Here is a 12,974-nt window from a genome sequence, read left to right on the forward strand (position 1 = left end):
GGTGATTCCAGCGATCACGGCAGCGGTGGACCATGGCCGGCGTCGATAACCTTATTCTGGAGCCTGTCATGTCCCAAGCTGCGATCAAACTCTACGGTTTTCCGCTGTCCGGCCACTCCCATCGGGTGGAGCTGATGCTGTCCCTGCTGGGCTTGCCCACGGAATTTATCCTGGTGGACCTCGCGCAAGGCGCGCACAAGTCGGCGGATTTTCTCGCCTCGATCAACAGCTTTGGCCAAGTCCCGGCGATCGATGACAACGGCATTGTGTTGGCCGATTCCAATGCGATCCTGGTCTACCTCGCTAGTAAATACGGCAACGGCCAATGGCTGCCCAGTGACCCGGTAGGGCAGGCCCGTGTGCAGCGTTGGCTGTCGGCGGCGGCGGGTCAGTTGCATGTGGGGCCGGCGTCTGCGCGCCTGGCGGTGGTGTTTGGTGCCGAGGTCGATACCGTCAACGCCATCAGCCGAGCCCATGGTTTGCTGCAGTTGGTGGAACAGCAACTGAGTCAAAGCCGCTTCCTCGCCAGTGAGCAGCCGAGCATCGCCGATATTGCCTTTTACACCTACATCGCCCATGCGCCGGAAGGTAATGTGTCGCTGGCCGACTACCCTCAAGTGCGTGCCTGGCTGGCCAGTATCGAGGCGTTGCCGGGGTTTGTCGGCATGCCGCGCACTGAAGTGAAGTAATCCCCTGTGGCGAGGGAGCTTGCTCCCGCTGGGCTGCGTAGCGGCCCCAAAAATCCTGGGAGCGCTGCGCACTCCAGCGGGAGCAAGCTCCCTCGCCACAGGTGAGTAATCGACTGAAGGAGTGACGATGGACCGATTCCATGAAATGCAGGTGTTCCTCGCGGTGGCCGAGGAGGCCGGTTTTGCCGCCGCTGCGCGCCGCTTGAACACTTCGCCACCCAGTGTGACGCGGGCCATCGCCGCCATGGAGCAACGCATCGGCACCCAATTGTTGGCGCGCACCACCCGCAGCCTGCACCTGACCGAAGCCGGCCAGGGTTATCTGGAAGACTGCCGGCGCATCCTCGCCGAACTGGATGAAGCCGAAGAGGCGGCAGCGGGCAGCTATTCGATCCCCTGCGGGCACTTGACGGTGACCGCGCCGGTGCTGTTTGGCGAGCTGTATGTGGCGCCGGCATTGGGGGAATTCCTCGACCGTTTTCCGTTGGTGACGATCAATGCCTTGCTGGTGGATCGCGTGGTCAACCTGCATGACGAAGGCGTCGATGTAGCCGTGCGTATCGGCCACCTGCACGAGCCCGGGCAGCAGGCGATCAAGGTCGGCGAGGTGCGGCGGGTGGTGTGTGCATCGCCGGGTTATCTCGACCAGCACGGGCGTCCCGAGCACCCGTCGCAATTGCGTGAGGCGAAGATCGCCACCACCTCCGCCAGCCAACGTGTGAATGAATGGGCCTTTGTCGACGACGGCCAGCCGCTTAACGTGCACATCGAACCGCGCCTGGTGGTCTCGGCCAATAACGCCGCGATCAACCTCGCGCGCCAGGGCTGGGGCGTGACGCGGGTGCTGTCGTATCAAGTGGCGGCAGCGGTGGCGGCGGGGGAGTTGGAGATCGTCCTCGCAGGCTTTGAACCGCCGCCGCTGCCGATCCAGGTGGTGTTCCAGAAGAGCGCGCGCGTGCCGGCGAAGGTCCACAGTTTTGTCGATTTCCTCAGCGCTCGTCTGGGCCAGGATACGGCCCTGAAGCGGCGCGGCTGATGGAGCACTTTCGCGACATGCAACGGTTTGCCGCACTGGCCGGGCAGCCGAGCCTGGCTGCGGCGGCGCGTGCGGCTCAGGTGTCGGGCCCGACCCTGATACGCGCGGTCGCCCGCCTGGAAGCGCGCCTGCGGGTGCCATTGCTTGAGCGCAGCACGCGGGGCGTGAGTCTCACCGAAGTGGGCCGCGCCTACCTGGCCGACTGCCTGCGCCTGCTGGCGGCGGTGGACGCCGCCGAAACCTCGGCCAAGGGCTTGCATGTGCAGGCCCAGGGCAATCTGCGGGTGTTCTTGCCGTTGCTGTTCAGCGGTTATGTGATGGCGCCCGTGTTGGCCAGCTACCTGGACCGCTATCCCGAGGTGCGTCTCGACGCGCACTACCACGACTATTATCCGAACCTGCACGAAGAGGGCCTGGACGTGGCGATCCTCGTCGGCGAGCTGCCCAGTTCGTCACTGATCGCACGGCCCGTGGGGCAGGTGCGGCAGATTCTCTGTGCAAGCCCTGGCTACCTCGCGGCCCACGGCGAACCCCTGCATCCAAAGGATCTCCAGCGCCATCGCCTGATCGCCCAGGCCGAACAGGTGGATTGGGATTTCCACGGCTATCCCTTCAAGGCCCGCGCGGGCTTGGGCTGCACCACCGTGCAAGGCGCGATCAACGCGGCGGTGCACGGCGCAGGGCTGGTGCGTTGCCTGAGTTACCCGGTGCATGAGCCTCTGCTCAGCGGGCAACTGCGCCGAGTATTGCAGGCGTACGAACGGCCACCGCTGCCGATTCATGTGGTGTACCGCGAAGGCCGCAATGCCCCGATGCGCGTGCGCAGCTTTGTCGAGCACTGTGTTGCGGCACTGCGTGCCCATCCGGCATTTCAGCTGGCGTAATAGTGGATTGCCGGGCGTGGTGATTCTCTCGGTGCGGGGCAGGGCGCAGCATGGGGGCCTACAACCTGAGGTGGTCGCCATGAACCTGATCGAACAATCTCCCTGGCATGCCGGCGAGCGGCAGCTGCAAGCCGCAGTGGGCGTGGCCGAGCGTATGGCGGTGGTCGGGCCGAAAGTGATCCGCGATCACTTGCCCGAGCAGCATCGCGACTTCTATCCGCTGTTGCCCTACCTGCTGCTCGGTGTGGTGGATGAGCAGGGCATTCCCTGGGCCACGCTGGTGGAAGGCGCGCCGGGGTTTGCCCACTCGCCTGACCCGCAGACGTTGCAGGTCGACAGCCAGCCCTCCATGAGCGACCCCGCCCGCGCAGGCTTGCGTGATGGCGCTGCGGTGGGCGTGCTGGGGATCGACCTCAACACCCGGCGGCGCAACCGCATGAACGGCCGGGTCGCTGCCCTTGATCATGAGGGGTTCTCGGTGCAGGTGGAGCACACGTTTGGCAACTGCCCCAAGTACATCCAACTGCGGCCGGTGGACGGGATTGCGCGTAAACCCGGTACGCAGGTCGAGCGTTCCGAGAGCTTGGATGAAACGGCGCAAACGCTGATCCGCAACGCCGATACGTTCTTTGTCGCCAGCTATGTGGACACCGACGGCGAACGCTCGGTGGATGTCTCCCATCGTGGTGGCAATAGCGGTTTTGTGCGGGTCGAGGGCAATGTGCTGACCATTCCCGACTTTGCCGGCAACCTGTTTTTCAACACCCTGGGCAATCTGCAGCTCAATCCGGTGGCGGGTTTGTTGTTTATCGATTTTGAGTCGGGGGATGTGTTGCAGGTGGCCGGGCGTACGGCGCTGATTCTCAGCGGGCCGCGGGTGGCCGAGTTCGAGGGCGCGCAGCGGCTGTGGACGGTGACGGTGGAACAGGTGGTGCGGCGCCCGGCGGCGTTGGCGTTGCGTTGGCAGTTTGCGCAGTTTTCGCCGTTCAGTCTGGCGACCGGGCGTTGGTAGAGTGTTTCGGCCTTGATCGTTCCCACGCTCTGCGTGGGAATGCATCCCCGGACGCTCTGCGTCCGTTCCTGAAGGTGTGACGCAGAGCGTCACCGGCGGCATGCCCACGCAGAGCGTGGGAACGATCATGTGTGCGGGCCTTGCCCCAGTTGTTGATCGGCGCCCCATGAACCGCCCAGCGCTGTATACAAACGCACTTGCGCCACCAACTGCGCAAGCTGATCGACAATCAACGCCTGCTGCGAACTGAACAACGAACGCTGGGCATCGAGGAACGTGAGGTTGCTGTCCACCCCGCTGCGGTAGCGGTGTTGCGCCAAGTCGTAATACACCTGGTTGGCCGCGACAAAATCCCGTTGTGCCGCGAGTTGGTCGGTGTAGGTCTGGCGGGCGGCGAGGCCGTCGGCGACTTCCTGGAAGGCGTTCTGGATGGACTTTTCATACTGCGCCACGCTGATGTCTTTTTGCAGTTTGGCGTAGTCGAGGCTGGCGCGCAGGCTGCCGGCGTTGAAGATCGGCAGGTTGATCTGCGGCTGGAAGGTCCAGGTGCCAGAGCCGCCCTTGAACAGCCCCGACAGCTCAGTGCTGGCGCTGCCTGTGTTGGCGGTGAGGGTCACCGAGGGGAAAAACGCGGCACGGGCGGCGCCGATATTCGCGTTGGCGGCTTGCAGTTGGTATTCGGCCTGGAGGATGTCCGGGCGTCGTTGCAACAGGTCCGAGGGCAGCCCGGCCGGCACCGCCGCCACCAGGTCGGTGGTCAGCGGGCGGGCGGGCAGGTTGGCATCCACCGCCGTGCCCACCAGCAAGGTCAGGTTGTTGAGGTCCTGGGCCACCTGACGTTGATAGCGGGCGACGCTGGCGCGGGTGCTTTCGACGCTGGTGCGCGCCTGTACCACTTCCAGTGCCGAGGCTTTGCCGGCGCTTTTGCTGCGCTGGGTCAGGCGCAGGCTGTGATCGTCGGCGGCCAGGGTTTGCTGAGCCAATGCCAGTAGCTCCTGATCGGCCCGCCAGGTCAGGTAGGCATTGGCGACGTTGGCCACCAGGCTCAATTGCGCGCTGCGTCGCGCCTGTTCGGTGCCCAGGTAGGTCAGCATCGCCTGTTCGCTGAGGCTGCGCACGCGGCCGAAAAAATCCAGCTCGTAGGCGCTAAGGCCCAAGGTGGCGGAATAGCTCGACGTGATCGCAGACTGGCCGGTGCCGGTCACGTCCCCGGGCAGTTTTTGCCGTTTGCCCACCGCGCTGGCGGACACAGCCGGGAACAGGTCGGCACGCTGGATGCGGTACTGCGCCTGGAACGCTTCGACATTCAACGCCGCCACCCGCAGGTCGCGGTTGTTGTGCAATGCATCGGCAATCAGCTGTTGCAGCGCCGGATCATGGAACAGCGGTTGCCAGTCCGTGGTGACCGCCGCGGTGTACACCCCGCCTTGGGGGTAGTGCGCCGGGACCGGCGCGGCGGGCCGCTGGTACTGCGGGATCAGCGAGCAACCGCCGAGCAGGCAGGCGAGGGTGAGCGTGAGTGTGCGCATCAGGCGCCCACCATCCATTTCGCCAGCCCGTGCCGGCCACTGACGCCCAGCTTGGCGGCGGCGCGCTTGAGGTAGGTCTCCACCGAGCTGTTTTTCACGCTGAGTTTTTCCGCCATTTGCGGCACGGTGCCGCCGGTCAACAGGCCCAGGCACACTTCCTGCTCCCGCGCTGATAAGGTGATATCGCTCAGCGCCAGACGCTTGTAGAACTCGCGCTGCAATTGCGACTGTTCCAGCAGGTTATGCGGCGCTTCGACCTCGCTGTGGGGCGCTTGGCGCAGGCTGTGTGCATGGCGCTCCATCAGCGGCAACAGGGTCTGCGAGAGGCACTTGAGAAACGACAACTCGGCCAGGGAAAAACCGCGCTGGGTGGGCGGGCGGTACAACGAAATCACACACCGCCGGTTGGCCTGGCGCGACACCAGGTTGCACTGGTGTGAGCTGCCGGCCTTGGCTTTCATCTGGATCAGCAGCGGGTCTTGCATGCGCAACATGTCGTGCAGCAGCGGATGGGTGTTGAGCGGGTGCAGGGTCTGGGGGGCCGACAACGCCTGCTTGAGCCCCGCGCTGCCGAGCAAGGTGATGTCGAGCACGCTGTCGCGGGTGTCATCGAGGGTCCATTCGCTGAGGTCCACCAAGTGGATCGGTACCCATTTGTCGACCAGCTGCAACAGGTTGGCGGCGAAACCCTCATGGCCACTGTTTGCAATCAGCTCACCCATATCGGCGTAGAAATGCGGGTTGTCCGTGGTGCCAATATTCTGCGTCAAGCTCATAGCCATCTCATCCTTGATGTCCAAAATCGTCAGCAATCAACCCGTGAAATCCTATTCAGTCAGGTGATTTGTCCTACGTATGTAGCAGAAATACGTGACACAAGCTGCCATAAAAATAACGTCATTAATTCGACGTTTCTGACAGCATTTTCCGCCTAAGAAAACAGAAAAATAATTTTGAATGTCACTTAAGCATATGATTTATCGAATAAATTATTTTCGTTTTGGCAGCTTACAGCCAATCGACATCGGCCAGTCATAGCCAATGTCCTACAGCCATTTAATCGTTTCAGCAGTGGGTCATCAGCCAAACCCAATTCCATCCATTTGAATGTCCGGGTTTAGGGTGACAGACAGGCCCCGGGCCCCATGCTCAAATCCGGCAATTTCGCCGTAGTGGGCCCTCCTGCGCGGCCAGTGCCTGACACCCATGAGAAGGATCTTATGCAGCCTTTACCCTGCCTGCCGACCCGCTTCCCCCTCACCGCCGCCCAACAGGACATCTGGCTCGACCAACTGCGCCAGGTCGACTCGCCGCTGTACAACATCGGCGGCTACGTGGACTTTGCCGGCGCGGTGGTGCCGGCGCTGATCGAGCAAGCGATCGCGCAGCTGGTGGCCACCCACGATGCGCTGCGCAGCCAGTTGCACGGCGACGCTGATGGCTTGCCCCAGCAAACCTTTGTGGCCGAGATGGCGGCCGAGGTGGCTCTGCATGACGTGTCGGCGCAGCCTGATCCACTTGCCGCGTTCCAGGCCTTGATGCAGGCGCAGATGGCCCGACCCTATGCCCTGGAGAGCGAGCCGTTGTTCCGCTTCTTCCTGGTCAAGCTTGGCAGCCAGCACTACCGTCTCGGCACCCAGGCCCACCACTTGATCCTGGATGGCTGGGGCTTTGGCCAGATGCTGCAATCCCTCGCCGGCCTGTACAGCGCCCTGGAGCAGGGGCGGCCGCTGGCGCAGCAAGCGCCGTCCTATCGCGACTTTATCGATGCCGACCTGAGCTATCGGCAGTCGTCCCGCTATGCCCGTGACCGCACCTATTGGCTAGACAAGTACCAGACCTTGCCGGAGCCGCTGTTCACCCCGCGCCACACTGCCAAGGCGCCAAGCAACACCTGGGTGCAGGCGTTTCCGCTGGCCTTGCTCGAACGCATGGAGCAGCTTGCCAAGGGTTACCAGGCGTCGGCGTTTCATGTACTGCTGGCGGCGATGCACGTGTATTTCACCCGTATCAGCCAGCGTGAGGAATGGGTGGTGGGGTTGCCGATTCTCAACCGCGCCAACGCCCGCTTTCGCGCCACGGTCGGACTGTTTGCCCAGGTCAGTGCGGTGCGTTTGCAGTTCGATGCGCAACTGCCCTTTGGTGAATTGGTGCGTGGCGTGCGCGACCAGCTCCAGCAGGATTTCCGCCACCAGCGCTTTCCCTTGAGTGAGATGAACCGCGAGCTGGGCCTGCGCCGCAGCGGGCGCGAGCAGTTGTTCGAGGTGTCGCTGTCGTTCGAACAGGACGCCCACGACCTGCGTTACGGCGACGTCCAGGCCCGGGCGGTCAAGGTGTCCAACCAGCATGAGTCGCTGCCGTTGGCCATCCACCTGCGCAGCAACCGCCAGCAGGGCAGTGCGAGCCTGCATTGCGTGTACAACGAAGGGTATTTCCAGCACGACGAGGTGCAGGCGCTGGCGCAGCGCTTGATCTGGCTGCTGGAGCAGGGGCTCGATGACAGCACGGTGCCGGTCGGCGAACTGGCGCTGGTGACGCCGGCCGAACAGGCCCAGTTGCAGCAGTGGAATGCCACGGCGCAGCCGATGGTTGAACCGCGTACCTTGCACGAGCGTATCGCGGCGCAGGTCGCGCGCACGCCGCAGGCCATTGCGGCGCGGTATCAGGGGCAAGCCCTGACCTACGCCGCGCTCGACCAGCAGGCCAATGGCTTGGCCCATCAACTGCTGGCCCAGGGTGTGCAGCCGGATGATCGGGTGGTGATTCTCGCCCGGCGCGGCCTCGACACGTTGGTGGGGTTGTTGGCGATTCTCAAGGCCGGCGCCTGCTACGTGCCGGTGGACCCGGCCCACCCCGCCGAGCGCTTGCATTATTTGCTGCACGACAGCGCGCCGGCGCTGGTCCTGGCCCAGCCCGAGCTGCTGCATCGCCTGCCCACGCTGGCGGTGCCCGTGATCGTGCTGGGCCAGGCGTCGGTGTCGTCAAGCCAGCCGCCCCGTGTCGCGGTGAGCCCTGCGCACCTGGCCTATGTGATTTACACTTCCGGTTCCACCGGTTTGCCCAAAGGGGTGATGGTCGAGCACCACAGCGTCTGCAACCTGGTGGACTGGCACTGCGATGCGTTCGACCTGCAGGCCGGCAGCCATACGGCGAGTGTCGCCGGCTTTGGCTTTGATGCGATGGCCTGGGAGATCTGGCCGGCGCTGTGCGTGGGTGCCACCTTGCACTTGCCGCCGGCTCATGACGGCGCCGAGGATATCGACGCGCTGTTGCACTGGTGGCGGGCGCAACCGCTGGACGTGTGTTTCTTGCCAACGCCGGTGGCCGAATACGCTTTCAGCCAGGGCCTGGGCCACCCGACCTTGCGTACTTTGCTGATTGGCGGCGACCGCCTGCGTGCGTTCCCCCAGGCGCAGACCTTTGCCGTGATCAACAACTACGGGCCGACCGAAGCCACGGTGGTCGCCACCTCCGGCTGCGTCGAGGTGGGCTTGCCCTTGCACATCGGCGCGCCGGTGGCGAATGCCTGCGTTTACCTGCTGGATGCCCACCTGCGTGCGGTGCCCATTGGCGTCACGGGGGAGTTGTACGTCGGCGGCAAGGGCGTGGCCCGTGGTTACTTCAACCGGCCGGACCTGACGGCGCAGCGCTTCGTCGATGACCCCAACACGGGCGGGCGGATGTACCGCACCGGCGACCTGGCGCGCTGGCTGCCCGACGGCAATCTGGAATACCTCGGCCGCAACGACGACCAGGTGAAGATCCGTGGCGTGCGTATCGAACTGGGCGAGATCGAAGCGGCGCTGGCCGCTCACTCGCAGATTGCCGACGCGGTGGTGCTGTGTCGCGAAGGGCAACTGCTGGCCTGGTTTATCGAGCGTGAGCCGCTGGCAATCGAAGCATTGCGCAGCCATCTGCAAGCCTCGTTGCCCGACTATATGCTGCCCGTGGCCTACACCCGGCTGGCGGCGTTGCCACTGACGGCCAACGGCAAACTCGACCGCAAAGCATTACCTGCGCCGACCCCGGACGCCTTCGTGACGCGTGTGTTCGAGGCTCCGCACGAGGGTGTGGAAACCACCTTGGCACAGCTGTGGGCCGAGCTGTTGCAGGTCGAGCAAGTGGGGCGCCACGATCATTTCTTTGAGCTGGGCGGCCATTCGCTGCTGGCGGTGCAACTGGTGCAACGCATGCGCCAGGCCGGCCTGCGTGCCGATGTGCAGGTGTTGTTCGGCCAGCCGACGCTGGCGGCCCTGGCGGCGGTGAGCGAGGGCCGCGACAGCGACGTGCCGGCCAACCGCGTGCCGGCCGATTGCGCCGTCCTCACCCCGGATCTGCTGGCCCTGGCCACGCTGGATCAGGCCAGCCTGGATCGCATCGTCGCCGGCATCCCCGGTGGTGCGGCGAATGTGCAGGAGATCTACCCGCTGGCGCCGTTGCAGGAAGGGTTGCTCTACCACCACATCACCGATGAGCACGATCCGTATCAGCAACAAGCGCTGTTCAGCTTTGCCAGCCGCGCACAGTTGGATGCATTTGCCCAGGCGCTGCAACAGGTGATCGACCGCCACGACATCCTGCGCACCAGCCTGGTGTGGGACGCCCTTGAGCAGCCGATGCAGGTGGTGTGGCGCGAGGCGACGCTGCGGGTCGAGCCGCTGCACGAAGCCTGTGCGCCGCTGGATTTGCGCCAGGCGCCGCTGCTGGCCCTGGACTATCGCGAGGAGCCGGAGCAGCAGCGCTGGGTTGCCCGGCTGCGCTTCCATCACTTGGTGAACGACGCCACGTCGACCACGATTCTGCTGGATGAAATACGTGCCCATCTGCGCGGTGAACAGGCGCGATTGCCCGCGCCGGTGCCGTATCGCAATGTGGTCGCGCAGGCACGCCTGCCCGTGCGCCAGGCGGCGCACGAAGCGTTCTTTCGTGAGCGTTTGGCCGACGTGGACGAGCCGACCCTGGCCTTCGGTCTACAGGAACATCGGGCGCAGCCTGCCGACACCGAAGCCGCCGAACAGGCGCTGGGCGAGCACCTCAACCAGCGCTTGCGCACGCAGGCACGGGCGTTGGGCGTGAGCGCCGCAAGCCTGTTCCACCTGGCCTGGGCCCAGGTGCTCAGCCGCGTGGCCGGTCGTGATGATGTGGTGTTCGGCAGCGTGCTGCTCGGTCGCTTGCAGGCGGGCGAGGGCGCGGATCGGGCCCTCGGCATGTTCATCAACACCTTGCCGTTGCGCTTGTGCCTGGCCGGGCAAAGCGTGGTCGAGGCGGTGCACGACACCCATCGCCAACTGAGCGCGCTGCTGGTCCATGAACAAGCCTCCCTTGCCCTGGCCCAGCGTTGCAGCCAGGTGGCGCCGCTGTTCAACAGCCTGCTCAACTATCGGCATACCGCCGCAGACACTGCATCGGACCTGGTGCCGGGCATCGCCTTGCTCAGCAGTGAAGACATCCTCAGTTATCCGCTGATGATGACCGTGGACGACGTTGCCAGCGGTTTTCGCCTCAAGGCCAAGGCGCCGCGCCAGGTCGGTGCCGTGTGTTTGCTGGGCTACCTCGACACGGCGCTCAACGGCTTGGCAGACGCCCTCGAACACGACCCGCAAAGGCCATTACGCGATGTGCCGGTGTTGCCCGCCAGCGAACTGCACAGGCAGTTGGTGGACCTCAATGCGACGGCCACCGACTACGACGCAACCCAGACGGTGCAAGCGCTGTTTGAGGCCCACGCGCGGCATATCCCCCATGCGGTGGCGGTGCAGGCCGGCACGTTGCAACTGACCTACCGTGAACTCAACGAGCGCGCCAACCAGCTCGCGTATTGCCTGCGTGAACGCGGGGTGCAACCGGATTCGCGGGTGGCGTTGTGCGTCGAGCGCGGGCTCGACCTGGTGGTGGGGTTGCTGGCCATTCTCAAAGCGGGTGGCGCCTATGTGCCGCTGGACCCGAGCTACCCGCGCGAACGCCTGGCCTACATGCTCCAAGACAGCCAGCCGGTGGCGTTGTTGGTGCATGGCGCCACCCGTGGCTTGCCGGGTGACGTGGCGATCCCGGTGTTCGACTTCGACCGCTGCACCTGGCAGCAGGCACCTGCCGGCAACCCACGGGTGCCGGGTTTGACCCCCGCCAGCCTGGCTTACGTGATGTACACCTCGGGCTCTACCGGCACGCCCAAGGGCGTGATGATCGAACACCGCGGCCTGACCAACCTGATGCACTGGGGCTCGCAGCTGTGCCCGAATGCCGAAGGTGGCGCGCTGTTGCAACGTGCCCCGTTCAGCTTCGATGGCTCGGTGTGGGAGCTGTTCTGGCCGCTGGCGAATGGCATGCGCCTGGTGCTGGCGCGGCCCGATGGGCATCGCGAACCGGGGTACCTGGCGCAGGTGATTCGTGATGAACACATCAGCGTGATCAAATTCGTGCCGGCGATGTTGCAGCAGTTCCTTGAACTGGAAGAGTCGGCGTTGTGCAGTAGCCTGACCGATGTGCTGTGTGGCGGCGGCGAACTCACCGAGGCCCTGGCCCGTGGCGTGCAAGCGCGTCTGCCGCAGGTGCGCTTGCACAACGTCTATGGCCCCACGGAAGCCACGGTGGACAGCAGCGCCTGGACCCTTGAACCGGGCGCCAACGTGCCCGCGCTGCAATTGCCGATTGGTCGGCCGATCAGCAATACCCGCCTGTATGTGCTCGACGAACACGACGCGCCGGTACCGATGGGCGTCAGCGGCCACTTGCATATCGGCGGGGTCGGCGTGGCGCGCGGCTACCTGGGGCTGGCGCAGATGACCGCCGAGCGGTTTATCGACAGTCCGTTTGTGGCCGGTGATCGCCTGTATCGCACCGGCGATCTGGTGCGGTATTTGCCGGATGGCGACCTGCACTTCCTTGGGCGCAACGACTTCCAGGTCAAGCTGCGCGGCGTGCGCCTGGAACTGGGGGAAATCGAAGCGTGCCTGGCGGCGCATCCGGCGTTGCGCGAGGTGGCGGTGCTGATTCGTGATGAGCGGTTGGTGGCGTATTTCACCCTGCGTGCCGAGGCGCCGAGCCCCGAGGTGTTGCGTGCCCATGTGCTGGAGCAGCTGCCGGAGTACATGGTGCCGGCGGCGTTTGTGCAGCTTGACGCCTTGCCGCTGAATCCGGCTGGCAAGCTTGATCGCAAGGCGCTGCCGGAGCCGGGTCTGGCGTCGGTGCTCAGCCGTGCGTATGTGGCGCCGGTTGGGGAGGTTGAAACGGTGATGGCCGGGATCTGGGCCGAGGTGTTGAAGTTGGAAAGGGTGGGGCGGTATGACCACTTTTTTGAACTGGGCGGGCATTCGTTGCTGGCGGTGAATGTGGTGGCGCGGATGCGCAAGGCTGGGTTGGAGGTGGATGCGCGGACGTTGTTTAGTCAGCCGACGTTGGCGCAGTTGGCGGCGTGTACGGTGGCGCAGGTTCAGCAAATGGCTGTTGCTGAAACCGCTATCCCCGCACTCAATCGCCGTCGCCGGATTTGAAACCTGACCGCCGTTGACTATGAGGGCTGGCTTGTGTGGGAGCGGGCTTGCTCGCGAAGGCTATGTGGCAGGCGGCCAAGTCTTATCGGATGTACACCGTTCTAATGTGGGAGCTGGCTTGCCTGCGATAGCGGTCTATCGGTGTACATATCCGTTTTTTGGGTAACGGCGGCTTATGGTTCCGCCCTTACGGCGGCTCACTTTTGAAGAGCGCAAAAGTAAGCAAAACGCTCTTGCCGGTATGACTCACCCACATGGGTTACAAATCAGTTCACGCACATAGGTAACAGTTTTTAACTGGCAGGGTCGATTTCGCGAGGATCTGACCATGCCC

Annotated in this window: 7 protein-coding genes; 5 read left to right on the forward strand and 2 right to left on the reverse strand. The window is 64.4% G+C overall.

Features of this window, described 5'->3' with window-relative positions; all coding sequences use genetic code 11:
- Nucleotides 1–68 precede the first annotated feature (68 nt).
- From ACZRMO_RS18140 to ACZRMO_RS18155, 4 genes are all read left to right on the forward strand, one after another.
- On the forward strand, nucleotides 69–689 hold the full coding sequence (locus tag ACZRMO_RS18140; protein WP_463973717.1) for a glutathione S-transferase family protein: 621 nt from the start codon (nucleotides 69–71) through the stop codon (nucleotides 687–689).
- A 127-nt stretch (nucleotides 690–816) separates the two neighbouring features.
- Complete coding sequence (locus ACZRMO_RS18145; RefSeq protein ID WP_463973718.1) at nucleotides 817–1,725, forward strand: LysR family transcriptional regulator; 909 nt, start codon at nucleotides 817–819, stop codon at nucleotides 1,723–1,725.
- Nucleotides 1,725–2,609 carry a LysR family transcriptional regulator gene (locus ACZRMO_RS18150; protein WP_463973719.1) on the forward strand — a complete coding sequence of 295 codons (885 nt, stop codon included), beginning with the start codon at nucleotides 1,725–1,727 and terminating at the stop codon, nucleotides 2,607–2,609. Before ACZRMO_RS18145 ends, ACZRMO_RS18150 begins: the two co-directional genes overlap by 1 nt.
- 79 nt (nucleotides 2,610–2,688) lie before the next feature.
- A complete protein-coding gene (locus ACZRMO_RS18155) occupies nucleotides 2,689–3,621 on the forward strand; it encodes a flavin-nucleotide-binding protein (protein ID WP_463973720.1) in 933 nt (310 codons plus the stop codon).
- Between the two features lie 125 nt (nucleotides 3,622–3,746).
- Here the strand turns inward: ACZRMO_RS18155 and ACZRMO_RS18160 are convergent, their stop codons facing one another.
- Both ACZRMO_RS18160 and ACZRMO_RS18165 read right to left on the reverse strand, forming a co-directional pair.
- On the reverse strand, nucleotides 3,747–5,150 hold the full coding sequence (locus tag ACZRMO_RS18160; protein WP_463973721.1) for an efflux transporter outer membrane subunit: 1,404 nt from the start codon (nucleotides 5,148–5,150) through the stop codon (nucleotides 3,747–3,749).
- Nucleotides 5,150–5,926, reverse strand: coding sequence for a helix-turn-helix transcriptional regulator (locus ACZRMO_RS18165; RefSeq protein WP_463973722.1), 777 nt, complete (start codon nucleotides 5,924–5,926; stop codon nucleotides 5,150–5,152). The genes ACZRMO_RS18160 and ACZRMO_RS18165 overlap by 1 nt, the downstream gene beginning before the upstream one ends.
- A gap of 444 nt (nucleotides 5,927–6,370) precedes the next feature.
- Between ACZRMO_RS18165 and ACZRMO_RS18170 the strand changes: the two genes are divergently transcribed.
- Entirely contained in the window at nucleotides 6,371–12,640 is a 6,270-nt protein-coding gene (locus ACZRMO_RS18170; protein WP_463973723.1) for an amino acid adenylation domain-containing protein, read from the forward strand.
- The last annotated feature ends 334 nt before the right edge of the window (nucleotides 12,641–12,974 follow it).

The organism is Pseudomonas sp. B611, from assembly GCF_055407965.1.